This window comes from bacterium (Candidatus Blackallbacteria) CG13_big_fil_rev_8_21_14_2_50_49_14 (assembly GCA_002783405.1).
Classification (GTDB): Bacteria; Cyanobacteriota; Sericytochromatia; order UBA7694; family UBA7694.
Genome location: PFGG01000084.1, coordinates 1 through 26,347, shown reverse-complemented (window position 1 = coordinate 26,347; position 26,347 = coordinate 1). Strand labels below are relative to the sequence as shown.

General features: G+C 49.8%; 23 protein-coding genes. 9 read left to right on the top strand and 14 right to left on the bottom strand.

Annotated features, from left to right (window positions below; all coding sequences use genetic code 11):
• Window positions 1-12 precede the first annotated feature (12 nt).
• Window positions 13-1,167 (bottom strand): FAD-dependent oxidoreductase, encoded by a 1,155-nt coding sequence (locus COW20_24735; protein PIW44239.1) that lies wholly within the window; start codon window positions 1,165-1,167, stop codon window positions 13-15.
• Between the two features lie 79 nt (window positions 1,168-1,246).
• Here COW20_24735 and COW20_24730 point away from each other — a divergent pair, with 79 nt between their 5' ends.
• Window positions 1,247-1,894 carry a hypothetical protein gene (locus COW20_24730; protein ID PIW44238.1) on the top strand — a complete coding sequence of 216 codons (648 nt, stop codon included), beginning with the start codon at window positions 1,247-1,249 and terminating at the stop codon, window positions 1,892-1,894.
• Here the strand turns inward: COW20_24730 and COW20_24725 are convergent.
• Both COW20_24725 and COW20_24720 read right to left on the bottom strand, forming a co-directional pair.
• Complete coding sequence (locus tag COW20_24725; protein ID PIW44237.1) at window positions 1,891-3,585, bottom strand: hypothetical protein; 1,695 nt, start codon at window positions 3,583-3,585, stop codon at window positions 1,891-1,893. The genes COW20_24730 and COW20_24725 overlap by 4 nt on opposite strands.
• Before the next feature lie 142 nt (window positions 3,586-3,727).
• Window positions 3,728-4,468, bottom strand: a complete 741-nt coding sequence (locus COW20_24720) for a hypothetical protein (GenBank protein PIW44236.1) — start codon at window positions 4,466-4,468, stop codon at window positions 3,728-3,730.
• Between the two features lie 113 nt (window positions 4,469-4,581).
• Between COW20_24720 and COW20_24715 the strand changes: the two genes are divergently transcribed.
• From COW20_24715 to COW20_24690, 6 genes are all read left to right on the top strand, one after another.
• Window positions 4,582-6,135 (top strand): methylmalonyl-CoA carboxyltransferase, encoded by a 1,554-nt coding sequence (locus tag COW20_24715; protein ID PIW44235.1) that lies wholly within the window; start codon window positions 4,582-4,584, stop codon window positions 6,133-6,135.
• Window positions 6,132-6,371 carry a hypothetical protein gene (locus COW20_24710; protein PIW44234.1) on the top strand — a complete coding sequence of 80 codons (240 nt, stop codon included), beginning with the start codon at window positions 6,132-6,134 and terminating at the stop codon, window positions 6,369-6,371. Before COW20_24715 ends, COW20_24710 begins: the two co-directional genes overlap by 4 nt.
• The gene (locus COW20_24705; GenBank protein PIW44233.1) at window positions 6,359-8,212 is read left to right on the top strand and encodes a hypothetical protein; all 1,854 of its coding nucleotides are present in this window, start codon (window positions 6,359-6,361) and stop codon (window positions 8,210-8,212) included. Before COW20_24710 ends, COW20_24705 begins: the two co-directional genes overlap by 13 nt.
• A gap of 129 nt (window positions 8,213-8,341) precedes the next feature.
• Window positions 8,342-9,586 (top strand): hybrid sensor histidine kinase/response regulator, encoded by a 1,245-nt coding sequence (locus tag COW20_24700; GenBank protein ID PIW44232.1) that lies wholly within the window; start codon window positions 8,342-8,344, stop codon window positions 9,584-9,586.
• Window positions 9,587-9,790: 204 nt separating this feature from the next.
• Window positions 9,791-10,186, top strand: a complete 396-nt coding sequence (locus tag COW20_24695) for a hypothetical protein (GenBank protein PIW44252.1) — start codon at window positions 9,791-9,793, stop codon at window positions 10,184-10,186.
• Window positions 10,183-11,898, top strand: a complete 1,716-nt coding sequence (locus COW20_24690; protein PIW44231.1) for a hypothetical protein — start codon at window positions 10,183-10,185, stop codon at window positions 11,896-11,898. The genes COW20_24695 and COW20_24690 overlap by 4 nt, the downstream gene beginning before the upstream one ends.
• Here the strand turns inward: COW20_24690 and COW20_24685 are convergent.
• Both COW20_24685 and COW20_24680 read right to left on the bottom strand, forming a co-directional pair.
• Window positions 11,886-13,313, bottom strand: coding sequence for a glycosyl transferase (locus tag COW20_24685; GenBank protein PIW44230.1), 1,428 nt, complete (start codon window positions 13,311-13,313; stop codon window positions 11,886-11,888). The two genes, COW20_24690 and COW20_24685, sit on opposite strands and share 13 nt — an antisense overlap.
• Window positions 13,314-14,492: a hypothetical protein gene (locus COW20_24680; GenBank protein PIW44229.1), complete on the bottom strand. Its 1,179-nt coding sequence runs from the start codon at window positions 14,490-14,492 to the stop codon at window positions 13,314-13,316.
• On the opposite strand from COW20_24680, the gene COW20_24675 reads away from it, so the two are divergent.
• Both COW20_24675 and COW20_24670 read left to right on the top strand, forming a co-directional pair.
• On the top strand, window positions 14,491-16,377 hold the full coding sequence (locus tag COW20_24675; protein ID PIW44228.1) for a hypothetical protein: 1,887 nt from the start codon (window positions 14,491-14,493) through the stop codon (window positions 16,375-16,377). The two genes, COW20_24680 and COW20_24675, sit on opposite strands and share 2 nt — an antisense overlap.
• A 144-nt stretch (window positions 16,378-16,521) precedes the next feature.
• Complete coding sequence (locus COW20_24670; protein PIW44227.1) at window positions 16,522-17,388, top strand: hypothetical protein; 867 nt, start codon at window positions 16,522-16,524, stop codon at window positions 17,386-17,388.
• A 74-nt stretch (window positions 17,389-17,462) separates the two neighbouring features.
• Here COW20_24670 and COW20_24665 read toward each other — a convergent pair whose 3' ends face one another.
• The 9 genes from COW20_24665 to COW20_24625 form a co-directional block, all read right to left on the bottom strand.
• The gene (locus COW20_24665) at window positions 17,463-19,103 is read right to left on the bottom strand and encodes an NAD+ synthase (protein ID PIW44226.1); all 1,641 of its coding nucleotides are present in this window, start codon (window positions 19,101-19,103) and stop codon (window positions 17,463-17,465) included.
• A complete protein-coding gene (locus COW20_24660; protein PIW44225.1) occupies window positions 19,100-19,696 on the bottom strand; it encodes an isochorismatase in 597 nt (198 codons plus the stop codon). The genes COW20_24665 and COW20_24660 overlap by 4 nt, the downstream gene beginning before the upstream one ends.
• The gene (locus COW20_24655; protein ID PIW44224.1) at window positions 19,693-21,084 is read right to left on the bottom strand and encodes a nicotinate phosphoribosyltransferase; all 1,392 of its coding nucleotides are present in this window, start codon (window positions 21,082-21,084) and stop codon (window positions 19,693-19,695) included. The genes COW20_24660 and COW20_24655 overlap by 4 nt, the downstream gene beginning before the upstream one ends.
• A 162-nt stretch (window positions 21,085-21,246) precedes the next feature.
• On the bottom strand, window positions 21,247-22,089 hold the full coding sequence (locus tag COW20_24650) for a hypothetical protein (protein ID PIW44223.1): 843 nt from the start codon (window positions 22,087-22,089) through the stop codon (window positions 21,247-21,249).
• 60 nt (window positions 22,090-22,149) lie between these two features.
• The gene (locus tag COW20_24645; protein PIW44222.1) at window positions 22,150-22,923 is read right to left on the bottom strand and encodes a hypothetical protein; all 774 of its coding nucleotides are present in this window, start codon (window positions 22,921-22,923) and stop codon (window positions 22,150-22,152) included.
• Window positions 22,924-23,310: 387 nt separating this feature from the next.
• Window positions 23,311-23,676: a hypothetical protein gene (locus COW20_24640; protein PIW44221.1), complete on the bottom strand. Its 366-nt coding sequence runs from the start codon at window positions 23,674-23,676 to the stop codon at window positions 23,311-23,313.
• Between the two features lie 10 nt (window positions 23,677-23,686).
• Window positions 23,687-25,069, bottom strand: a complete 1,383-nt coding sequence (locus tag COW20_24635; protein PIW44220.1) for a hypothetical protein — start codon at window positions 25,067-25,069, stop codon at window positions 23,687-23,689.
• Window positions 25,070-25,208: 139 nt separating this feature from the next.
• Window positions 25,209-26,030 carry a hypothetical protein gene (locus tag COW20_24630; protein ID PIW44219.1) on the bottom strand — a complete coding sequence of 274 codons (822 nt, stop codon included), beginning with the start codon at window positions 26,028-26,030 and terminating at the stop codon, window positions 25,209-25,211.
• Window positions 26,031-26,098: 68 nt separating this feature from the next.
• A partial coding sequence (locus tag COW20_24625; protein PIW44218.1) for a dienelactone hydrolase occupies window positions 26,099-26,347 on the bottom strand: 249 nt, incomplete at its 5' end.

The following is a 26,347-nucleotide window of genomic DNA, read 5'->3' as shown; positions in this document are numbered from 1 at the left end:
ACAGAGTTTAACTCAGCTGGCGGGAATTTGAAAGACTGCCTGCAATTGCTTTTCAGTCAGCGATGCTGGTAGGTGTGACATGAACCAATTGCGCAGACGCAGCCCCCGTTTCAGATTGCTGAGTTGCCCGATCTTCCAGGAGGTTTCAACAATTCTGCGTGCACGCGGGATGCGCAGGCTTTCGTAGCGTTGCAAAACCTTGTGCAGATCCTCTGGGTTTTGCGCCAGACTTTCTGCCAGAACCCAGGCACTTTCAAGGGCTTGATTGGCTCCTTGACCCAGATTGGGCGTAGTGGCATGGGCTGCGTCGCCGAGCAGAAAGACGCGGTCTTTGCCATAGTGGTTCAAGGGTACAAAATCACTCAGATCATTGCGCAGAAAGGCTTCGTGGGGAGTGGCCTGAATCAACTCAGAGATCAGGGGGGGGAAAGCGGCAAAGGCCTTGAGCAGTTCACTTTTGAGTGTTTCTGGACTATCTTTTCCCCCTGCAGGGAGCGCCTGGGTCAGATAGAAATAAACTTCTTGAGCTGAAACCGGAGAGAAGCCGGCTCTTAAGCCTGGTTTGTCTCCCCAGAGTTCCATTCCCTTTCCTTGCCAGGGGGCCGGAAGTTGCAGGGGGGCGAGGCCTCGCCAGCAGGTTTGACCGCTGTAACGCAAAGGAATGTCTCCGAATAAGGACTGGCGTACCCTGGAGCGCAGACCATCAGCTCCGATCAAGAGATCTCCCCTGGTTTGGCTGCCGTCTTCAAATTCCAGCACGATTTGATCTTCATCTGTGATAAAACTTTGCAGCCGTTTACCCGTTTGCAGGGTTGTCTTTCTAAGTGCCTGGATTAAAATCTGATGCAGATCTGCGCGCTTGATGGCCAGAGGGCCTGCACCATATCGGCTGCGTAAGTGTGCTGCATTGAAGCCTGAAAGTTGGTGTCCCTGAAGATCTTCAACGCTTGAAAAGGCGAGTTCCTGTCCTGCCTCCTGTACCTTGCGTTTGAGCTCAGGGGAAATGCGATTGAGAATTTCAAGCCCATTGGGCGCCACCCAGAGCCCGGCTCCAACCGCTTTGAGCACGGGCGCGGCTTCAAATATTTCGGCCTCAATCCCAAATTTTTCAAGGGCCAAAGCCATTCCCAGGCCCCCGATTCCAGCACCTGCGATCAAAACTTTCATGGTCAAATCTCCAATCTAGGTCAAATCTACTAGGTCAAGTGTACTAAAATTTTATTTTTAGGTCAAGTATACTAAGTTTATGAAAACCAAAGCAAAAATTTTAGCCCAGACCCTCGTGCTTTTCAATGCCGAAGGCCATGAAAAAGTCACTACCCGCCAAATAGCTCTGGCTTTGGGGATCAGCCAAGGGCATCTCTGTTACCATTTCCCACATAAGCAGGACTTGGTGATGGCGCTTTATCAGCAGTTGGTGGTCGAATTTGATCAAACTTTACGTGCTTTGCAGGTGCGTGAATTCAGTTTTTTGGATGCGTTTCAAAAAACCTACCGAATGCTGGAAATACAATACCGCTATCAGTTTCTGATGCATGATTTTGTCAGTATTATGCGAACGTATCCTGAAATCAAAGCCCATTTCAGGGCTTTGCAGGAAGTTCGCCAGGCCGAATTAAGGCAGATTTTTAAGCTCTTGAATGCCCGTGGCTGGGCTTTGCTGCCCTTAGACAGCCCGGCCTTTAGTCGCCTGGTTGAGCATTATTTTATTGTTGGCAATGCCTGGATGAGCGAAGCCACGATTCTGCGCGATGATGCTGAACCTCAACGCTTGCTGCACTATACTGAGCTTTTGCTGGGTCTCTTGTATCCCTGGCTGACAGCTGAAGGACGTGAGGCTTTTGAGCTGGGGCAGGCACAGTTTATGGCGCGCTTGGCCTTAGAAAAGTCTTAAAACTTTTCGTATTGTTGCCTTTGCATATTCTTGCGCCGGGGGCTTTGAATTTCGTTGGTAAAATTGCTGTAGACCTCAAGGCTGGTAGGGTGTTCTACGGCATAGGAAACCTTGATAATCTGCTTTTCTTGGGGTTTAAGCTCAAGTTCCCAGCGCAATAAATTATTTTTGGTCTGTTCCTGGGCTTTGGGTTGAATATTCAGCACCTGCAGACGAATCTGATCGTGACGGATCAAGGGCAAATGATCCCAGACCATGACTTTGACGGGTTTGCTTTTATAGTTTGAGACTTCAATTTCGTAGCTCATTTCACGGCGTCGGGTATCGCGCATCAGACCGATTAAACTGTTTTGATCGGTTCCTTCACGGCGCTGAACCCGAATATTTTCATCAATGCCGAAATTCAAGCTGGCTTCTTCATTGGGGCGCACCAAGGGAATCTGGCTGGTGCCTGTATAGTCGAGATCGACGTAATTTCGGATTTGGCCTGCCAAAAGGGGTAAATCGCCTGTATTGCGGAAACGGGCGCGCATATAAACCCGGCGGGAAAGTTTGGGAACAACCTGATACTCCGGTTCAAATTTGAAACTGCGGGTGGCAATGGCTACCCGGCGGGCATGGGGAGAACTTTCAATGCTTACCTTTTGCGGAATGGCAAAAATGACAGAAAGCCCTTGGGTTTGAACTTCGCTTTCGGCATAACCGGAGCCGTCGAGATCTTCTTCTGAACTGCTCGTTTCGGCTTCCATGGGAGCCTCATCGCGGAACTGGCTGGCAGGCCCATTCAGCATCTGACGATTCTGTTCAAGGGCGGGCATGCGATCGGTAATTACCCAGGGTTCGAGTAGGGGCACGGCGGCATTTAATTGCGGGGCAGATGTGGAGAGGCTGAGTTCAACATCGTTCCAGCTTTCTCCTGTTTGTTGAACCAAATCTCCGTAATAGGTCAGAGAGAGTTTGCCTGCTTTTTCATCCAGGCGGGCATCATAGGAGGGCGTCCAATGAATGCCTGCGATCAGATAACTCAATTGAAAGTTGATTTCTCCCGCTGTCTTTGCTGTGAAATAAACCACTGCAGCCTGGGTTTTGTTCTGCATACGGCTGGTTTGTTCGGCAAGTTTTTTTTGCACTTCGGCCAGTTTGATTTGCAAAACCTGTTTCTGAGCGTTGACTTGGGTTTCACTTTCTAAAATCCGGCCTTGATTGAGGCTGAGAAAATCCAGCGTTTTTTGCCATTCCGCAGGTTGTGGATAGGCAGTTGATTTGTTTGAGACCTGAGACCAATAGCTGTTGAGCCATTGCTGAGAGCGTTGGTTAAGTTGATGGGTGTTTTCAAGTTTGGCCAGCTTATTTTCCAAATCTTTGAGTTGAACGCGTAATTTCTGTGTTTCGCTGTTTTCCTGGCCGGGGGGCAAAGGCATGAGTTGAACAGTATGGATGGTGATATTGTTGCTGCCCAAGGCTTTGACGTGCAGAGAATCGCCGACGATATTCAGCGGAATATCACTGATACGTAGACGGTAATCGCCAGGCGCTTTGAGGGTGGTTTTTGCTTCTCGGCTGACAATGCCTTGGCCTTGATAGGCCGTGACTTTTTCAATCGGAGAGTGACTGAGCTCCTGTAGGGTTTCTGCCTGAAGGGCAGGTTGCAGGCTCAATGCCAGGATCAGAGACAGACTTAGACGTTTCATAAGGGGGCCTCCAGCTTGAATGAAGTTGCAGATTGATTATAGCGCGGATAGCTTGCAAAGGCAGCCTCTCTCTGTTCATCCCGCTGGATTTCACTTAAGAGAGATACTTGATTCAGTTTTTTTTTTGAAGTTTTCTGAGGGATTAAGGGGAGGGAGCGGAAATGGTTTTGGGCATATAGATGGTATCAATTAACCAGTTATCGTTGACTTTGATAAAGCCCAATTTGATGGGATAGCTCTTGTTATTGTTGTAGAGATCAGCGCCTGCGATGACATTGCGGGTGGTCGCATTCAAACTTGAAAGGGAGCTGAAACCAATAAATTTAAGCGGGAGAGGATAGGGGAATTTGTTGAAGTAGGTATTCCCCATCGCTTTGACCTGATTTGAGTAGACATTGTTATTGCTGAGGGTTTGAGTCAAACCATTCAGATCCTGTTGGTTGACTGCGCTTAAATATGTTTGAATTGTGATGTTTAGTTTGTTCAGTTCGATCGGATCAGGGGGGATACTGGGTTTTGGGGTGGGGGTGGGACGTGGTGTGGATGCAACCTGCGGAACAGAACTGGGCATGGGCAGAACGGTTGGAAATTCTGTGGGTTCTGGGCTGGGGGTGGCTGAAACGGTTGCACTTGGGCTGGGTAGGGGAGACGCTTGAACGGTTGTTGGCAGGGGAGAGGGGGTTGGAGATGGCGTCGGAGAAGGATTGGCAAGGGGTTGTTGTGTCGTTTGACAGGCAGCAAGCAAACAGATCAGTAAAAGATTGAGAGATGAAATGGGTTTCATGGCGGGCAGTTCCTTGAGATTTGAGATGGGCAGCATCGCTTTTACTTTATTATAGCCTGTAAATACGTCTGTATCTGCGCCTTCTGCTTTTCGCTCCACTGCGCAAAGGAAAGATACTGTCTGCTCAGCCCTGTCTGAAGAACGGAATATGCTAGAATACATTGTTCAAAATGACTCCCAAACTGAACAATTACTAAACAGGCACAAGCATCATGACCGATTCAACCCAGGAAAAAATCGCGACCCTTCAGAAATTTCACGACGAGATTCAAAACAGTGAAGCGCAGGCACTGAAAAAGCAACATGCCAAGGGCAAGAAAACGGCCCGTGAACGCCTGGAGCTGCTTTTAGACCCCGGTTCTTTTGTTGAGTTTGATAAGTTTTCCGTGCACCGCTGTGATAATTTTGGCATGGAAGATAAAAAAATTCCGGGCGATGGTGTGATTACTGGTTGGGGAAAAATTCATGGCCGCCCGGTCTATGTTTTTTCGAATGATTTTACAGTTTTTGGGGGGTCTTTGGGAGAAGTTTTTGCAGAAAAAATCTGTAAGATTATGGATCTTGCCGTGCAGAATGGCGCCCCGGTGATTGGCATTAACGATTCAGGCGGCGCCCGTATCCAGGAAGGTGTGGTCAGTCTGGCAGGCTATGCGGATATTTTTTACCGCAATGTCCATACTTCGGGGGTGGTTCCTCAGATCTCTGTGATTATGGGGCCCTGTGCCGGAGGGGCAGTTTACTCTCCGGCACTTACGGATTTTACCTTTATGGTTGAAGGCACCAGCCATATGTTTATTACCGGGCCCGACGTGGTCAAGGCAGTCACGGGTGAAGAAATCACCTTCGAAGCTTTGGGGGGGGCGGATACCCATACCCGCTTGAGTGGTGTTGCCCATTTTGCTTTTCCGGATGAAGCCGAATGTCTTGAAAATGTGCGCTATTTGATGAGTTTTTTGCCGCCCAATAATCTCGACAATGCCCCTGTCTACCCCTGTGCAGATCCCCTCGAGCGTGAAGACGAAGCTTTAAATACCTTTATTCCCGATAATCCCAACAAGCCCTATGATATGCACACCATCATCAACAGCGTGGTGGATGAGGGCGAATTCTTTGAAGTGCAGCCCGCGCATGCAGGCAATTTAATCACCGGCTTTGCCCGTATGGCAGGCAAAACCGTGGGTTTGGTGGCCAATCAGCCCATGGTTTTGGCCGGTACGCTTGATATCGACGCCTCTGTGAAGGGCGCGCGCTTTGTGCGCTTTTGTGATGCTTTCAATATTCCCTTGATTACCTTTGTCGATGTACCCGGCTTTTTACCTGGGCGCGAACAGGAACATGGCGGTATTATCCGGCACGGAGCCAAACTCTTGTATGCCTATGCTGAAGCCAGTGTTCCCAAAATTACTCTGATTACTCGCAAAGCCTATGGTGGAGCCTATGACGTGATGTGCAGCAAGCATTTGCACGCGGATATGAATTTTGCCTGGCCCACGGCTGAAATTGCAGTCATGGGTTCAGATGGGGCTGTTCAGATTATTTTTCGCCGCCAGATTCAAGCGGCAGAAGACCCCCAGGCAGAAGCGCGCAAACTGACCGAGGAATATAAGCAAACCTTTGCCAATCCCTATGTGGCAGCCGGTAGAGGCTATATTGATGACGTGATTTTACCCGCTCAAACCCGCCATACCTTGATTCGTGCGCTGGAGATGAACCATAGCAAGCGCGAGGCCCGCCCCAAACGCAAACATGGAAATATTCCCCTATGAGTCTCAATCTCGAAATTTTGAGGGGGCAACCCAGCGATCTAGAACTGGCGGCTTTGGCTGCCGCTTGCGTCGTGCTTGAGCGTCAGCTTCAGGCCCTTGATTCAGCCGCGCCTGAAGCTGAAGTGCCTGCTTGGCAGCTTTCTGCCCGTTTGAATACCACAGCGCTTCGTGGCTGGCCTTTGGTGGGTTCTGCCTGGGAGCGCAGCGAACGCTTGTCTCAACCATGGCACGTTTAGATTCCTCGCCTGCTCTGGGTGAGGAACCCCTGAGTGGGGGCCAGCGCCGTTCCGAAATTGCGGGCATTCTGCTGCAGAATGGCTGGGATGTTTTGGTGCAGCGCCTGGGGCTGTTTGAGTTTTTGCCTGGGGGTTGGCGGCGCAAACTTTTGGTGACCAGTGTGCTTTCTGACAGCGATGCTGACTCCGATAAGCCCCCGCCCTTGCCTGTTCCTCAAGCGGTACGCCAGACCCTTGAACAATTGGGGCCCACGTTTATCAAATTGGGGCAGGTGCTCAGTACCCGTGCTGATTTATTGCCTGAAGAGTATATTCTGGAACTGAAAAAACTGCAACAGAATGTGCCGCCTGTTCCCTGGCCCCAGATTGAGCAGGTGATTCTTGAAGAGTGGAACAGCAAGCAGTATTTGATTGCCAGTGGCGATCCTGCCCATGAAATCCGGCATGCCCGCAAAGTCGAGGATATCTTTCACTCCTTTCAAACCACGCCGATTGCCGCTGGCTCATTGGGGCAGGCTTATAAGGCCTCTATTCTGGAGGCTGATCTAGAAAAAGAAGTGATTGTCAAAGTGCAGCGTCCTGGCATTTTGCCTGTGGTTGAAGCGGATATTCGCATTCTCAAAGATCTGGTGGGCTTGATTGAGCGTACGCGTTGGGGCAAGAACTATAATTTCATGGACATGGTCAATGAATTTGCTTCGGTGATTCGCAATGAACTGGATTTCTTTCAAGAGGCCTCCAATACTGAAATTATTGGCCAGAATCTGCGTAAGTTTTACAAGCAGAATGAAGTTCAAACCCCGCATATTTATTGGGAATATTGCAGTTTGCGCATGTTGGCAATGGAGTTTATTGAAGGCGAAAATATTGAGCTTTTTTTCGCCAACCGGGCTGAAAATCTCCTGGCCATGCAACAGCAGGAAGAAACTGAGCTTTCAGCGCTGGATAAAGAGCGCAAACACCTTTCGCGGATTATTACCAATAGTTTTTTACACCAGATCTTTATCGATGGCTTTTTTCATGCCGATCCCCACCCGGGCAATCTGCTGCTGGTTTTTGACCCCAAACTGGGGCATATGCGCTTGGTTTTGCTCGATTTTGGCATGGTGGGTCGGGTCGACCCCCGTTCTCGCACGATTCTGATTGATTTTCTGTTGGCAATTATTAAGTTTGATTCACGTCGGGCCACTGAGCGGATCATGGAGTTTGGCAAGGCTCCCCCTGATATCAACCGCCAGCAGTTTGCCCAGGATCTTGACCATATTCTCAGATCCACACTGGGCCGCCCTCTGCGAGAGGTGCGTGTCGGCAAGATTTTGCAGGATATTCTGGATATGACCATGCACTACCATATCCAATTGCCAGGCATTTTTATTACGCTTTTGCGGGTCTTAATCACGACCGAGGGGATTTGTCGCCAGCTCGACCGCGACTATATTCTGATTCAGGCTGCTGAGCCCTTTGTGGTGCAGGCGATTAAAAACCAGTTTCTGCAGACCTTTACCGTGCGCGATATGGCACGGGTGGGGTTGGAACTCAGTTCCCTGCTGACTTCTTTGCCCCGCCAACTGGATGATTTTTTCATCAATCTCAACAGTGGCCGTCTGCAGGTGATCAACGAACACCGCAATTTGGAAGGGCTTGAAAGCTCCCTGCGGCAATTGGGCAATCGGATTGCCGCCGGTTTGCTGGTCTGTGGCCTGAGTGTCAGTTCGGCGATCACTTTGGCGATTCCCAGTGGCCCCAAACTTTTGGGGCTGCCCTTGATCAGTATCGGCATGTTTACGCTTTCAACACTTTTGGGGCTTTGGCTTTTGAATGGCATTAACCGGCGGGTTTAAGTGCTGCTTTGCTGCTGAATTTTAGAAATTTTGCCAAATCAAATCCAGTTCATTCTTCGCCAGCCTATAATAAAGATCTGTGAACCTGCATGAATTAACTCTGTTTGCCTTTGACTGTGAGAATCGCCCATGAATGCACCTTTGCCCTCCAATGAAGCTGAACGTCTTGAAAATCTTTACCATTATCAGATTTTGGATACGCTTGAAGAGCAGGTTTGGAATGACCTCGCTTTGCTGGCTTCTCAAATTTGTCAAACGCCGATTGCTGCCGTTAGTTTTGTCGATCGGGATCGGCAGTGGTTCAAAGCCGTTACGGGTTTGGCAGTGAAAGAAACCTCTCGGGACCTGGCCTTTTGTGCCCATGCGATTCTTCAAAACAGGCCCTTGATTGTTGAAAATGCGCTGGAAGACCCGCGTTTTGCTGAGAATGCCTTGGTCTTAGAGGAGCCTTTGCTGCGATTTTATGCGGGGGCACAGATTGAAAGTAAAGAAGGCTTTATCTTGGGGGCTCTCTGTGTGATTGATAGGGTTTCCCGTGAGTTGACTTCCCAACAGGTTTTCGCTTTACAAGCGCTTTCACGCCAGGTGACAGCTTTGCTCGATTTGCATGTTCGGGCTCGCGAGCTGAAACAGGAAAAAGAACGGGCTGAAAAATTTTCTCAAGCCAAGAGTGAATTCCTTTCTCAAATGAGTCATGAGTTTCGTACGCCTTTAAACGCGATTATTGGTTTCAGTGAACTTTTGCTTGACGAAGCAGACGAAACCAGCCTGCCTCAGAATACCCAAGCGGATATCTCCCAAATTTTGGCTTCGGGCCAGGATTTGCTCTGTATGGTCAACGATTTGCTTGACCTGGCTAAAATTGAAGCCGGTAAAATGAAGGTTTTTATTGAAAAGATAGATTTTCCCCTGTTCTTAAATCGGGTTTGCTCTGCGCTTGCGCCTTTGAAATTAAAAAATGCCAACGAATTGGTGCTTGAACTGCCCGCTGACCTGGCTGAGCTTTCGTTTTATACGGATCAACAAAAATTAAAGCAAATTCTTTTTAATTTATTAGCAAACTCTTTAAAATTCACTAAAAATGGGCGTGTCTGTTTGCGTGTTTCGGCAGATGAAAAGCAAATCTTTTTTTCTGTTCAGGATAATGGCATTGGAATTTCGGCTGAAACAACTGCGAATATATTTGGCGCTTTTTCTCAAGCCGATGAAACGGTGTCTGCTCAATATGGGGGCTCGGGTTTGGGATTGCCCCTGAGTCGCCAGTTTGCACATATTTTGGGGGGAGAAATTTATGTTGAAAGTCAGGTGGGCAAAGGCAGCACCTTTACTTTGTCTTTGCCCTTGAGCGTAGCAGATATTAAACTGCGGCAGTGAAGGGATTCAAGCGCAGCCTCTCTTTGTGAAGTAGCTTGTATTGGCTATTGTATAATACCTTCTGCAAAGTTGAATGTTCTTTTTTTGTTTGAAAGCTGTGTGGAGATCTATCCGCGAAGGAAAACCCTGTCATGCATTCAATCTCATTTGGGTGAGGGAACGAGCTTTTATTTTGATTTGCCAGCTTTTAAGGAGCGTGATGGAATGAGTAGATTAGAAAAAGTGATGCTGGTTGAAGATGATCAGGATATTCAGTTTATTGCAAAAATGATCCTGCAAAAATTAGGGGGGTATCAGGTCGCTGTTTGCGCAAGCGGGAAACAGGCCTTAGCGGAAATACCGGTTTTTCAACCGCAACTTGTGCTCTTGGATATGATGATGCCTGAAATGGATGGGCTCACGGTTCTACGCCATATGCGTGAAAATCCTGAATTTGCGGCTTTACCTGTCGTGTTTATGACCGCCAAAGCACAGGCCCATGAAATTGAAGATTATAAACGGCAGGGGGTACTCGGTGTGATTACCAAGCCTTTTGAACCCTCTCTATTAAAGGGGCAGATTGAAAAAATTTGGAATGGGTTTCAACAGGAATTGGAATGAGCTTTTCAGATCCCGAACTTCAGAATTACTACCGTCGGCGTCTTCAACAACGCATAGAAGGTTTGATGCCGCTTTATCAAACTCTTTTGAGACGGGAAAACGCTCTGCGTTCTCTGTATCAGATTCTGACAGGGCTTCAAAAAGCTGTGGCCTATCCTGAACTTGTAAGTTTAGCGAATCGGGCATTACTGGCTGAGCCCCAAGTTTTGCCAGAGAAAATCCTCGCCGTATTGAACTTTCTGGCATATGCGCCGGGATTAAAAGCAAAATCAGGTACGCAGATTGTGAGCCAGACCCTGCGTGATGTTTTGGCTGTTCTGGAGTCTGTTCAGGCCTTTGAGCATGATTTGGCTCAATTGAGGAGCATTGCCCATGCTTTGTCGGGCTCAGGAGGCACCTACGGGTTTTCGGATATTTCTCAAGCTGCCAAAACCGTTGAACATGCCGCGCCGGATGAAATCAGCAATGCTTTGGGGAATCTGATTCTGGTTTTAAAACGTCATGTGCTGGTTGAAGACCCACTTCCCCAGCACCGTATTCTCTTGGTGCAAAAAGATCCTGATCTCAGGCATTTAATTCAGCACCGTTTACATGCTGAGGGATGGCTTTGCGATCAGGTTTCTACGGCCAGTGAAGTTTGGCTTCAGATTATTCAGACTGCCTATGCTGTGATTATCACGGATTTGGTTCTGCCAGATTTAGACGGTCGCCGTTTGGTTCATGAACTGCGTCTGCGCCCAGAAACCTCTCAGGCCCAAATTATTCTGCTGGCGGGTTCAAGTTCATTTGATGCTGCTGAAACTCCTGAAGTTGATCTGTTTATGCCCAAACCGGTTGATCTAGAGCAATTGGTAAGCAAGATCCGCCAACCCTTGAGTCTTGTGCGTGCTTCTGCAGAGTTTGAACAGATTGAACCTTTGACAGGTTTGCCGACGATGTCTTCTTTTTTGCTTTTCTTGCGCAAGCAGCGTCCAGAGCGGGGAGCTTTTGCTTTATTTCAAGGGTCGGGTCTTTCAGCAGAGCAGGTGCAGCTCTGGGTAAAAATGCTCAGAGCTGAAATCTTGCCCCAGGATTTTCCTGTGGGTTTGGCCGGGCCCTCTGTTTTATTGTTTCGAAAAGCAGTCAGTTCTGAGCAGTTGTTGATTTTTATTCAGTCTTTTCAAAAGAGCCTGATTTCTGTTGCGTCTGAGTTTCAGATCCCCTCTTTGATCAAGGTCGCCTTGGCTGAATTTACGCGTGAAGATCCTGAAATTCAACTGATTAAACTTCAGGAACAATTCAATCAGAAAGCCTTGGAAATTTCTCCTGGGGTCTTTATGCGGGCGGAAACAGGTTTGCCTAAAAAGACAGTCAAACGTATTCTTCTGGCCGATGATGATCCTTTAATTGCCTCGATTCTGCGTTTTCGAATTGAACAGGAAGGCTATGCCTTTGCAGAGGTTTCGGATGGCGATCAGGTCTTGCCCGCGCTGCAAAAATCTCTGCCAGATTTGCTGATTTTGGATCTCAAAATGCCAGGCAAAGATGGTTTCAGTGTTTTGAAAGACCTGCGCCAGCAGTATTCTGCTGAGCAATTGCCCGTGATGATTTTGACTGCCTTGGGCAATGAATCCCATGTGGTTCAGGGGTTAAAGGGAGGGGCCAATGACTTTATGACCAAACCCTTTTCGCCAGAAGAGCTGATCAGCAGAATGCAACGTTATTTGGCCTGAGTTTCAGACTTTTTTTGAAAACCTTTGCGTTCCATTTTTCCCCACTGGCCTTGGATGCCCAGCAGGGTTTTCAGGGTGCCTTTAAAACGCCAGTAGGAAGACAGTTGGCGAAAGCCAAAATTTTCAGCCAGCGAGATATAAAGCAGTTCTGCGATATCCCACAGGCTTCGGTAGCGATAAAAGATAAACTCTTCGAGAAACAGAGCCATGAAAGAGATCAGTAGACCATATAAAAAAGCCAGGCTGAAAAAAGCGAGCATATACTCCAAGGAAAGTTTTCCCAGCAAGGCTGAAATCAAAAAGAAAAAATAACCGCAGAATTCGAGCAGAATGCCCCAGGTTTCTAATATGAAAAAATAGGGAAAGACCAGCCATCCCAATATTCCATAGCGCTTCTGAAAGAGAAAAACTTTGTGTTTGAACATGACTTCAGTCAGACCTCTTTGCCACCGTTCGCGTTGGCGACTGAGCATTTTCAAGTCTTCAGGGCATTCTGTCCAGGCCACAGGGTCGGGAACAAACGAAATCCGGTAGGGTATTTTTTCTTCGCGGCAGTGGCGGTGCATGCGCACCACCAGTTCCATATCTTCACCCACCGTTTGGGTATCATAGCCCCCCACTTCAATTGCCATTGAACGTTTAAACAGTCCAAACGCTCCGGAAATAATCAAGAGTGCGTTGAGGGTATCCCACCCCACCCTTGCCACGAGAAAGGCGCGTAAATATTCAAGCACCTGAATGCGGGCCCAAAAATTATGCGGCAAAACGATTTTCTTGACTTTGCCTTTTTCTACTTCACAGTCATTGATGATGCGGATAATTCCTCCGGCTGCGACGGTGCTGAAATCTTCAAGAAAGGGCCTGACAATTCTCAAGAGCGCGTCTCTTTCAATTAATGTATCGGCATCAATCGCACAAAAAAGTGGATGGTGACAAAAATTTAAACCCACGTTCAGGGCGTCGGCTTTGCCGCCATTCTCTTTGTCAATCACCCAGAGCAGGGGGTAATTCCGACTTTTATAGACCTGTTTGACAGGCTGGGTCACGAGATCGGCCATGGGTACCACGGCAACGGGATGTAAATCAAAGGCCTGTTTGAGTATTTCTAAGGTTTGATCTTTGGAGCCATCGTTAATGAGTAAAATTTCGTATTCTGGATATTCCAGATTCAGCAGGGCGTGAATGGCCTCGACACAAGTGGCAGCTTCATTATAGGCTGGCGCAATAATGCTGATCGAGGGGATATGGGTCATACTCAACAATTCCTGAGTCTGTATCAATTGGAGTTGGTGACGGTAATCTTTGAGTTTAAAAAAGGCCAGGATACAGGTCATCAGATAGGTTGAATTGAGCAGAAAAAAATAGAGCAGAACCAGGGTGTTCAAACAATAAAGGATCACGCTGTAAATTTTCATTCAGAGAGTTTCAAGGGTTTGTTTGGCGATTTCTGCCGCAGGCGAGCCAGAAAGGGAGATGGTTTTCAGGCGTTCTTCCTGGCCCGTGTTTTTGAGGGCCAGGGCTGCCTGCCGGGTGACCCAAGGGGAGGCATCTTCCAAGGCCCTGACAAAGAGTTCACTGTGCTGCACCTTGTTGAGGCTTGCCAGGGTACGCAGGGCGTAGGCCCTGATTGCGAATTGCGGCGATTGCGCGAAGGGCAGAATTTGCTCGGAAACATCTTCAGGGCTGAGTTTTTCAATCAGATTGAGGGCGGGCACGATAATATCGAGGTGCTCTTCCTGTTTGAGAATTTCCAAGGCCAGGGAGATGCTTTGTAAATCATGGAGATACAAAAGGGTCTTGGCCGCAATGATGCGGATTCTTATGTTTTCTGCGGGATTTGAAAAGAGCGCTCTCAGGTCGGGGGCCAGGGAGAGGCCCTTGCGCGCCAATAAGGAGGCGATATAGACAGCTGAAAGATTTTCAAGTTTTTTCAGGCTTTTGATCAGGGGCTGAAGTATGTCGGGGTGCTGGGGTTGACTGAGGATTTGAAAACAGATCAGCACCACCACAGGGGATGGATCCTCAAGACCTTGCAAGAGTTCAGGAACAAAGCGCTGCTCCTGAAAGAGCGCAGCCAGTTTGAGAGCCCGGGCCCGAACATAAATCTGGCGATCTTGAAACTGAGCCTTTAAATCTTGCAGGTAGGGTTCAGCCAAGAGGCCCAAGCTCTCTTTTGCCTGGCCTTTTAAGCGTTGATGGTATTGGTAAAGTAGATCGAGAAAGATCTTTTCTGAATGTCGGGAGACCTGTTTCCAAATCGCTTGGGCGGGCAAATTCTGAAACAGAAAAGCTGTCAGTAAAGGTTGAATTTGCTTTGAAAAGGCTTGCTCTCGCTGGGTTTGCAGGTTTTGTTTGAGGTGTGTAAACACAGCCAGCAGGCTTAAGAATAAACATCCACAGATTAAGCCGAGACTGATCAGGAGCAAGATCCCCAAAAGAGGACGCCCTTTCAATACGGTAAAATAGTGTCTAAAGACCCCCCCTTGTGTCATATGCTTGAAGAGAAAAAGAAGCGAAGGGGAATCTGTCTCAAAGGCGTTCAAAAGGATGATGAAAGGCAAGGTTTTCACTCTCGCTTGAATAGGTTTTTTCATGGTAACCGATTTTTCGCCTGAAATACAAAATTTGCTGGAGCAGGCCTGGGCTTTGCAGCAGACGGGGCAGTCAGAACAAGCTGATCTGCTTTATCAGCAGGCTTTGGAAAATCCTTTGCCCCCTGAACCCCGTCAGTTTGCTCTGCAGCAGCGAGGTTTGCTGGCGCAGCTCAAGGGGCAGTTTTCTCAGGCCGAACACTTCTTGTTACAGGCCCTTGAATTGGGCAAAAATGCCGATCTTTTGAATATTTTAGGGGCTGCTCTGCGCTCTCAGGCAAAAACCAGTGAAGCCCTTGCCTGTTTTCATGCGGCGCTTGAAATAGAACCCGAGCACTTTGCTGTTTTGAATAATTTAGGCAATCTGTATCAAAAATTGGGCAACTGGCTTTCAGCTTTTCAGCTCTTGCTCAGAGCCTGGGAACTGCGTCCTGAGCTTGAAAGTCTGGAACAGAACCTGGCTGCTTTGTTGAACCGTTGGCTGCTTTCAGATCAACGCGACAGTCTTTACCAGGTTTTGCTGCAAGTGGATTTTGAAAACACGTCTTTGGCGTGTCTGCATTTTGCAATGGGCAGTCTCTTGCGTATCAACGGCCAACCTGAAAAAGCTTTGAAACACCATCAAAAAGCCTGCGAACTGCGCCCTTTGAATCAGGATTACCAAACGGGTTTGCGTTCACTTTTCCTCTTTCTGCCTGACCTTGAGGATGCGCAACGTTTTCAGCCCTTTTGTGATTGGGGAACCGCTTTAGAAGCGGCTGTGCCTGTTTCTCGCCTTTCTACGCTTCCAGACCCAGAGCGTCGGCTGCGGATTGCTTATCTTTCTGCCGATTTTAATCTGCATTCAGCGGGTTTTATTTTCTTGGGTCTTTTTCAGGCGCATCAGCAGCGTGATTTTGACTGGATTGCCTATTCCAATTCAGAACGGAACGATGCCTGGACAGAACGGATGCGCAAATGTTTCGGTCTTTGGCGCGAAGTGCATGACTTGAGCGATGAGGCACTGGCCGACCGCATTCAAATGGATAAAATAGACATTCTGGTCGATCTTTCTGGGCATACCACAGGCCATCGGCTTGAGGTCTTTGCCCGCAAGCCAGCTCCGATTCAGATCGGTGGCTTGGGATTTGGCTGGACCAGTGGCTTGAAACGTATGGATTACCAGTTTTCGGATATTTGGCTGGTTCCGCCTGAGCGTGCACCTTTTTATTCAGAAACGGTGGTTTATTTGCCGCATCTTTTGCATTGGCAGCCGCCGTTTACTTTGGTGAATGCTCCTCTGAGTGACCCTCCCTGTCTGCAATCTGATGGGGTGACCCTGGGTTCGGGCAATGAAGGCTTTAAACTCAACCAGGCCTTGATTGAAACCTGGGCTGAAATTCTTGAGCGTTTACCAACAGGGCGTTTGGCGCTGAAATTCCGGGGTTTGGAAAATCCTGAGTTTGCAAAGCTTTTGCGCTCTCGTTTTGAAGCTCTGGGCCTGGCGCCTGAACGTCTTGTGCTCGCGGGTAAAACTTCGCATGCTGAGCATGTGGCGTGGTACCGTCAAATCGATTTGGCGCTTGATCCCTTTCCCTATAATGGCGGGGTCAGTACGCTTGAAGCGCTCTGGATGGGGGTTCCCGTGATCTCTTTGGCTGAAGGAACCCGTGCGGGAGCCTGTATTCTCTATCCGCTGGGGCAACCTGAGCTTGTGGCGCAGAATCGCGAAGACTATATTCGAAAAGTTCTGGCGCTGGCGCAGGATCGGATACGTCTTGTCAATTACCGTCAAAGTTTGCGCCAGAAACTCTTTGCTTCAACACTTTGTGACAGCCGGGGCTATGCGCGTGCGATTGAGGCCCGCTATCGTGAGGTCTGGCGGCGTTGGTGTGCAGAACAGATCTAGCACTTTGATTTTTTCCTTGAACACTTATTTTTAAAATTATTTCCGAAAGTTTGTTAGTTTTTGTTCCAAACAGGGTATGATCATCTATACGAATACTTGCAAAGATCTTTGAGTTTATCTGAATCTGTTCTCAGGAGTGAATCAATGGGAAGCATCAATGTTAATAAGAATGTTTTTGATACGATAAAAAGTGTTTCGACGGGTGTTGTTTATGGCCGGGATGGCATCAGCAACAGCAATATCGAAAAAATTGAAAATGCCATGGGTTCCGATGGCAAGATTGATGAGGGCGAAGCCCAGGTCCTTGACCGCCTGCGCAATAAGCAGGATTTTAAAGTCACAGCCAATGGACAGTCGCTCAATGTCACCAAGGATTTGATGGAGTTTGACCCCAAACAGGTCAGCTTTCTTCCGGCTGGAACCAAGGTCAGCAATCAGTATTCAGATGGTCAGACCCATACCTTGCCAGACAATATCCCAGCCCAGACCAATGACGGCTATCAGACCAATGTGGCGGTCAATGGCAATGGCGATTGGGACAAGGCCAAAGCGGCATTTCTGGATGTAAATAATTGGGGTAAAACCGCCGACAGCATGACGGGAGCCGATTTTCAACTGACCGATGCCAAGGGCAATCCCAAACAGGGCACCCCCCAGGTGGGCGATTTGCTGCGCATCGATATTCCTGGCCCTGGCAGTGGCGAAGGCGGATATGATTGGGTCAGAATTGAAGATATTAAATCCTCTCCAAATGAAGTGCAGGTCAAGGTGCGCCCCTATGATAAGGATGGCGATGGCAGTGCCGATCATTTCTTTACCAGTGAAGCCACCAATACCTTTACCCTGACCAAAGGAGGCAGCAACCAGATTCAATTCCGTGTCAATGGTCGCAATGAGGCCTCAAATGGCAGTGTGATTACCCCGGTTCAGAATGCGATCGGCAATTATACCGGTCTGCAGGAAGGCCAATGGGAAAATCTGGGCGCGGGCATTATGAAAGCTGCTAAATAGGTTACAGCATAGATTCAGCCCCCTCTGTTTAAACAGGGGGGGCTTTTTGATAAGTCTAAGCTGAAGCGGCTTTTTTATGCGCCGTCGTAGCCACGGGCAATCGGATAGCGACGTCCTTGGCCAAAGGCCTTGCGTGTAACTTTAAGCCCCGGAGGGGCCTGGCGGCGTTTGTATTCGTTGAAGTTGATCTTGCGAATCACCCAATCCACGACTTCGCGGTCATAGCCCAGTTCTGAAATCTCGGCATTGCTTTTGTGCTCTTCGATATAAGCGGTGAGAATGCCGTCGAGTATATCGTAAGGGGGCAGGCTGTCCTGGTCGGTTTGATCCGGTCTCAGTTCAGCAGAGGGCGGTTTGGTAATCGTGTTTTCGGGAATGACTTCGCCCTTGCGGTTCATATAGCGCGCCAGCTCATAAACCCAGGTTTTGGGCAAGTCGGCAATCACACCCAGCCCGCCGCACATATCGCCATAGAGGGTGCAGTAGCCCACTGCCATTTCCGATTTATTGCCCGTGGTTAAGAGCAAATGACCAAATTTGTTTGAGAGCGCCATCAGCAGGTTGCCCCGGATACGGGCCTGGAGGTTTTCTTCGGTTACATCTTCGGTTTTGCCCTCAAAAGCAGGGGCCAGGGCTTCACGGAAACTGTCAAACATAGGGCGGATGGGAATTTCACGGTATTGAACGCCCAGGTTTTTGGCAAGGGCTTCGGCATCGGTGACACTGCCTTCTGAAGAATACTGCGAAGGCATGGCGATGCCCAGCACGTTTTCAGGCCCCAAGGCCTGGGCTGCAATTGCGGCGGTAATTGCAGAGTCGATTCCGCCACTGAGGCCCAAGACTGCGCTTTTGAAACCGGTTTTGTGCAGATAATCGCGGGTACCCAAAACCAGCGCCTGTTCAATCATGGCCATGTCTTCGGCCCAGTGAAAATCAGGCAGGGCTCGAAGCGCTTCCAGCTCCAGAACCGTAAATTCTTCTTCAAAGCCTTTGCCCATCCAGACCAGGTGGCCTTCGGCATCGACAATAAAGCTGTGACCGTCAAAGATCAGCCCATCATTGCCCCCGACCTGATTGACATAGATCGCAGGCAGCTTGTATTTGCGGCAGGCAGCCTGAACCATGGAGAGTCTCAGTTGGGGCTTGCCGGTATGAAAGGGTGAAGCTGAGATATTGAGCAGAAGATCCATGCCCTGGCGGGCCAGGCTTTCAATTGGATCGCTGAGATAAAGACGGCGGCTCCAGAAATCGGAGTCGTTCCAGAGATCTTCACAGATTGAAACGCCAGCGTGGTGGCTGAGCAGATTGACCGGCGTGACCAGATCGGCAGGTTCGAAATAGCGATCTTCGTCAAAAACATCGTAGGTCGGTAAGAGTGTTTTGTGGTGAATCGAGGTGATTTTGCCATTGTGAAGCATCGCTGCGGCATTGAAGAGTTTTTTGCCTTTGTTGGTCAGGTTGCGATCGACAAAACCGACCACCACATGCAGCCCATGACTGGCTTTGCGCAGGCTGTCGAGACATTCCAGATTGGCCTCGACAAAGCTTTCGCGATCGAGCAGATCCATGGGGGGATAGCCTGTAATCGCCAGCTCTGGAAACATCAGCAGATCAGCTTGTGCTTCACGGGCCCTTTCGATCAGATCCAGCATTTTCTCAGTATTGGCCTTGAGGGCCCCTACCGTGGTGTTGATTTGAGCAATCGCGACTTTCATTTTGTTTCCTCCAGCACTTGTTCGAGCTTCGCAAAGTGTACGCCAGCGGCCCTCATTTCTTCAAGGGTGCGGGCCTCGCCTTCAGGGGTCACTGCCTTGATTGCATCTTCGATCACGGTGACGGTATAGCCTCTCTGGCGCAGGCCCAGAGCTGCGGCACGCACACAGTAATCGGTGGCGACGCCAAAGACATAGCAGCGTTCTGGGGCCCAAGCTTGAAATACAGCTTCGGCATTGGGGTTGCCAAAGATATCAAAGACTGTTTTTTCGAGCACCAGGGCCTGACTTTCTTCGGGGTTGAAGTCGCTTGGGGTGTTGGGCAGGATCTGTGCTTCGGCAATTCGGGTGGCTTCTACCCGTTTCTGACCGCTTGTACCTTTCACGCAGTGGGGAGGAAATTGGCTAAATTCAGGGTCATCGGGGGCGTGGGCATCAGCGGAGGCCACAATGGGAATACCATGGCTGCGGGCGTGCTGAATCAGTCGGGCCAGACCGGGTTCAAGGCCTTCTGCGCCGGGCACGTAAAGCCCACCTTCGGGGCGCATGAAATCAAATTGGGTATCAATATCGACAAAGACAAAGGGGGTATTCATAGGGGACTCCTTTCGGCCTGGTTTTTTTCGTATTCGGCTTTGAGTGAGGCAAAGAGATCGCGCAGGGCCGGGCTTTGCGTAACAGGGTAAGCCTCTTCTGCCACAGGCAGAGCCTGTAGTCTTTCGGGCAGATTTTGCAACTGTTCGAGGCAGATTTCCCGCAGCAAAGGCAGCGCAGGGGGGGCTTGAAGGCGTTTGCCTGCTTTCATCACACAGCTCAGTTGCGGCATGGCTCCGCTGATGCTTTCGCCTTGCAGGGCCAGCAGATCGTGGGAAAAACCCAGGCTGGAATGGGTGCGCCAGACCTGTTTGATGCCTGGGTAACTGACTTTGCTGCTGCTGAGCTTGACGCGGTAGTGCTGGGTGCCGTCGCTTTCGGTCTGCTCGACCAGTTTATACACGCCCCCCAGAGAAGGCGCATCAATGCTGGTGACCAGCTCCGTGCCGACGCCAAAGATATCAATCGGGGCTTTTTCAGCCATCAGGGCGGCGATTTTATCTTCGTTCATATCGCCGCTGACCACGATCTTGGCCTTTTCAAGCCCTGCGGCATCGAGAATTTGGCGTACTTCGCGACTGAGACTTAAAAAATCGCCACTGTCGAGGCGGACGCCCTGCAGTTCTGAGCCCAGGGCTGTGGCATGGCGAGCGCCTTGGGCTGTATCATAGGTGTCAATCAGCAGGACTGAATTGTGGGGAAAGACTGCATGGTAGGCCGCGAAGGCTTCAGGTTCACTTTCAAAGGCCATGGTCCAGGAATGGGCGGCTGTACCTTTCACAGGCAAGCCCAGATGCATGCCTGCATAGACATTGGCGGTGGCGACGGCTCCACCAAGATAGGCTGCGCGCGTAGCCAGCACGCTGGCTTCAGGGCCGTGGGCCCGCCGTGAGCCAAAATCGACAAAATCGACAGGTTTTTCGCCGCTCTGGCAGGCCAACCAGATTCTTGCGGCTTTGCTTGCCACCGAGGTTTGGTAATTGATCAGCGAAAGCAGCCAGGTTTCCACCAATTGCGCCTGAATCACAGGGGCGGTTACGCGCAGAATGGGCTCATAGGGGAAGAAGACACTGCCTTCGCGCAGGGCCCAGACTTCGCCTTCAAATCTGAAGTTTTTGAGGTAATCCCAAAAGCTGGGATCGACGTTTGAAAAAACGGGCAGGGATTGTAAATAGGCAATTTCTTTAGCTTCAAAACGCAGGTTTTCGAGATAGTCGAGGGCCTGTTCCAGCCCGGCGGCCACGAGAAAATTGCGATTTTTGGGTAAACGGCGCACATAGAGTTCAAAACTTGAGGTCTGTTGCATGCCGCGCGAATAATAGCCGGCAGCCATAGTGAGTTGGTAGAGGTCGGTGATCAGGGTTTGGTTGTGGGTGGGTATCAGAGACATATGGAGTACCTCCTTTATATAAGTGTATTTTATACATTTATTGAGAATTTGTCAAGCCCTGAGAAGAGGGTTTGGATATGCCGAAAAACTTCTGCAGTTTCGGCACCCTTGGGTGGAGGACGTGTCAAGATGAGGAGTTGGAGTGAGAACCTTGAAGCAGCCTCAAAGGCTGAATCCGAAATAGAGTGAAGTGGGTGGGTTTTCAGCGTGCGCATCTGCGGCACTGAAGTCAAAATCATGCAAAGATGCGATGCGAAACTCTGCGCTGCCCGCGCCTAGATAAAGAGAGAAATCTATCTCCTGTAGGGAGTCGGGGCAGGGAATACGTTGCTCTAGGCCTAAAAAGTTCAGCAGCCGAAGCTCTGTGGGGGTGCGTATGAGCATTCCAAACGGGCGCCAGAAACCCAAGGGTTGCACCTGAACATGAGTTAATTGAATATCTCTGAAAGCGAGATACCAGATTTGGTATTTTCGGTTGAAGGCTTCAATCGCATTCATTTTGTTCAGGTCATATATTTTTTCAGGCCAGAGTTTAAAGGCTTGGTATTTGTTTTGCTCTAAACGGGCATTGTGAATGAAATCCTGAATTTTCCAAGTCTCTCCTGTTTCTTCTGCCAGTTCCTGAGGTGGCCAATTGTGATGAGAGAGACCAAACAGGGTTTGGAAATAGCTGAGACATTTATGGTATTTTCCCCAGGGGGCGTTCCAGGGCAAGACATGACAGATCTCAGAAAAAACGTCTTCAGGTATATCAAAGAGAAAAAAGGGATCGAGATCCATCAACTGGGCCAGTTCAAACAGTCTTTTTACACCTTTGGGTAACCCTGTATATTGCGGCGAAACCCAGCGCAGAATGGTTTTGCGGTGAGGCAGTTCATCGGATTCAAGACTTCGTCCAAAGGAGGAAAGATTCCCGTCAAAGTTTTGGTCGATAGTGTCTTTGATCAAGACTTTGTTGAGTTGAATTCTTGAGATCCAGGTTTTGATCCGTGCTTCTTGGTTCATTTGATTGCAGAAGCACCCAGCCAGTTCCTGACTGAGTGCTTCATCCGACTCCGTTGAAACTTAGTAGATTGTCTGGCTGCTGCTGGCGAGCAAGAGACGGGCCTGAAGATCTTCAAACTCACTGAAATTCATCAGCTTGTCGAGGTTTTTATCGCCCATTTGGAAGGCCTGTTGGGCGATCTGTTTGCGATAGATTTCGGTTTGATCGTAACCGCCATAGCCTGAACCATAACCAGCACCATAGCCTGGGTCATAACCAGAACTTGGATCTGTTGGCGCACAGCCATTATTGCAAGAGCCATCGGTTCCGGTAGGGGGAGCAATCGGTACTGCAGGCATTGGCGGGGCGGCAAAGCTCATGTATTCATCAATTGTTAGCAAATTGTTTCTGTCTTTGTCGATTTGACTCCAGATGGTTTTCATCATTTGACGCAGAGATTCTCGGGTGGGGACATACATGCCATATCCTCCATTGGCTCCGGGGACAATTTTAATTTTCGTATTCACGAATTCTGTTTCGTTGATCAGCCCATCTTTATTGGTATCGAATTGGCTGGCATAGTCTTGAAGATAAGCGCCATTGACTTCCTGCCCACTTAAATAGCCATTGTGATCGCGATCAATATTTTTAAAATAGATCTGCCGCAAAGGGCCTATCACAATATCCAACCCTGCATTGGAGCGAACCGTGCCACTTGCTTTCGTCGAGGTGCTTCTGCTCATGCTGCGCAAAGTTTGTGTAACAGCGGGAGCATTGACTGGCAACTGAGATTGGCAGGCGTTCAGGCTAAAGAGGGCTGCGGCCACTCCCAGGGCTGTGTAGAACGATTTCATAGGATGATTTCTCCTTCAATGAGATGAAATTTTTGAGGGGTTTACCCTTTTTTAATTAAAATTTACGCCTACCAAAATCTGTTGCATTCTGAATTTTTGAATTGTCCATGTCCAAAATGGTGTGGGCTGTTGATGCTTTTGCTCATTTTGTCATGGATTGAGGGCTCTGAATGACAGGGTTCAGAGCAAGGATATAGCTCAGAAACCTTGAATCAGGCTGGCCAACAGGGCGAAGTTCTTCTGGTGGGGGAGCATTTGTGTGGGCAGTTGATAACCGGATAGAGCACCTCATTGCGCTGCAAAGGCCTTTCTTGTGAGCCAATTGCGCAATGTTTCAGCTCGTTCTGCCGTCCGACAGGTATTCTTTGAAAAAAATAGCGAAAGGCTTCAGTTCCAGTTTTTTAAGGCCCAGATCAGCATGGCGACAGGTAAAGCGGCTCCGACAGTGGCTCCAATCGCAGTGCCCATGGCCAAACTGCTGCTGCCAGCGGCCTTGCTGATGAAATAGCCTGCGCCGCCGCCGACGGTTGCACTTCCGGCCAGAAGCAGGCCCAAACGTACTTCGCCCCGGTTCCAAAAACTGCCTGAGGGTTCAGGGGGGGGAATATCGCCAGGATCAGGTGTGGGTTTAAGTGGCAAAGTCAGGGTGTCCATTTGATAGGCAGAGACAGGTGCTGGGCTTGAAAAGCGCTGAAGTGCCAGTTGGCCATAGGGTTGGTAAGTAGAGGCTGTAGGGGCAATACGCAGTAGCATGAGGTGTTCCTTAATAGGCCCGGCGGGGAGCCTGGTAAGCATAGCTGCCATAGTTGGCTGCAGCCTGTTGGGGAGCGGCATAACCGCTATAGGCAGCAGGAGCTGTGGCATAACCATAGGCCGCTTGCTGCTGGGGATAAGCAGGGGCACGGTTATAACTCTGGCTGGCAACCGGAGCGACTGTTCCACGGTTGACGCTGGCCATATTCAAACGGCCACTGCCCAGAGCAGGGTTATTGCCCAGTTTATCGGCTGACTGAATCAGGGTTTGACGCATTTGGGCCAAATTGAGTTGAGGTTGACGGGTGCGAATCAGGGCCAGGGCCGCAGCGGCTTGCATGGCGGCGGCTGCAGGGGTTTCGAGCTGACCAAAACCAGGGGTTAAACCCATGCGGCTGAGACTGAAACTGCGCATGGGCAAGGTAGAACGAATGCCTTGGGCTACAGCGCTGATGGTGACATTGGCGCTTTGTGCGGCGAAGGGAGCGGGACGTTGGCCGCTGATATCCATCGAGTTCACCGCCAAAACACCACGGTAATTGCCTGGGAAAGAGGCAGCGGCCATGCCATTGCCAGCGGGAGCGACAATTGGAATATTCATGCGGTTGGCGTAATCAATCGCGGCGGTCAGGGCTTTGCCCTGCTGTGCGCCACTGGCACTTAAAACAATCACTTTGGCACCATATTCAATCGCCGTCATAATGCCTTTGGCAATGCTGTAGTCGGTGCCAATGCCATTGGCGTCGAGGGCTTTGATCGGCAGAACTTTGCCACCGGGGGTCACCCCGCTGATTTGTTGTTGGGCGTCTGAAGCGACAGCCACACCGGCCAGATAGGTGCCATGGCCATTGTCGTCATTGACATCGCCGCCGCCGAGGGTATTGTGACCGGCCAGCAGTTTGCCTTGCAGGTCGGGGTGGCTCATGTCAACGCCTGTATCAATCAGGCCGATATAATTGTTGATCGCGATGGGGGCAGATTCAGAAGCACTCTGACGGTGATAAACTGACTGGGCCTGTACGCCGGATTGCTGGGGCAGGCTGATCGAGCGCAGATAATTGGGTTCAGCAAATTCTACCATGCCCTGAATTTTTTCAATTGCGGAGGGGTCGTTGGCTTGAAAGAGTTCAACGCCCAGATCCTGAATTTCTTCGACAAAGAGCAGGCCATTTTTCTGAGCAAATTCTTCGGGGCTTTCGAGATAGTTCACGCCACTGCGTTTGATCAGGTATTCATTGGGAACGGCTTGCTGGCCCTGGAAGCTGGCGAAATTATTTTGCTGGTTGGTACGAAAAGCACTGGCGGGATCAAGTGGGTTACCGGCTGAACAGCCGACCAAGCTGCCGCTCAGCACGGCGGCCAGAAGCAGGGGGGGGATTAATTTCAGTTTCATATGCTCTCTCCTACGCCAGGTTATCCAGTTAATTCTATTGTAGCGGTTGCCCTCAAGATCTTGTTGAATTTGGTTGTTTTTTTACCAATTCATAACGTTAAGATAAGCTTTGGGGACAGAGACCCAAGTCTCAGGAACTTCAGCGGGCCTGATCGGCTGCCCGAAACCCTTGATAGAGCACATGGGCCCGGCTTACATACTGGGCCTGGGTGCCATAATTTCCCCGGCTGATACTGGGCTTGCCCCAGGCGGGATAGGCCACGCCTGGAAAAGTTTTGGCAAGATCAGCTTTTCGCTGATAGGTCTGTTTGAATTCCGCTGCCAAGCAGCGCAGACTGTATTCGGGGTGATTGCGCAAAAGTGAAGCAGTGGCTTGAGTTGAGGTTGGGAAGCGTTTTTCCAGGCCTGGAATCTGACGGCCTTTCCAGTCTTGGGCTTGGGTGGCTGCCAAACCGGCGGCATGCATGCCTTTGCCGATTTCCTGCATGCGTGGATTGAAGCTGTGTTTGCCAGAATGGTAGCTTTCAAATATACAATAGGCGGCCAGGGCATAGGGGTCGGCACCTATTTCGGCGCCAATGCGTTTGAACAATTGTCCGTAGGTTTCGCCTGAGTGGGTTTTGGCCTGAGGCAAATCCTGGCTCCAGGGGCGTTGCCAGATGGCAGGCAGATCCTTTTGAATTTCAGCAAAATGGTAGGCAGAGCTGCGATCTTGCCCTGCTGGGTAAAACCCCGGAAAACTTTTGGCTTTAAAATTCCAAATGGGGAAGTCAGCAGGGATATCGACCAGACTTTGAACCGCAAGGGCTTTGCCTTGGCGAGGTGTTTGCAATGATGGATTTGAGGTCTGACTACCGGCAGCGGCGGTGGGCGCTGTTTGAGCAGGCTGCGCACTGGGAGCAGCCTGCTTTTGCGCCAAGAAGGGCGCAGAATGTGCTTGGGAGGGACGGAGCGGTTGCATTTTCAGGCCTCACAATTTAAACCTGATCTGATTATAGCGCGTGCCCCTCCCGAGCATGTGTGGGGGAACTAAAAGAGTTCAGCGAAGAACTGTTTCATGGCTTCCCAGGAGCGGCGATCGGCGTTGGCATGATAGGCTGCGCCAGAGCTGGGATTATTGCCTGCTTCAGGATTGGTGAAGGCGTGAACAGCGCCACTGTAGGAGACCATTTGCCAATCGACCTTGGCTGCTTTCAGCTCTGCCAGAAAGGCTTCAATATCTTTGGCCGGTACAAAGGGATCCTCTGCGCCATGCAGAATCAGCACCTTGCCTTTGAT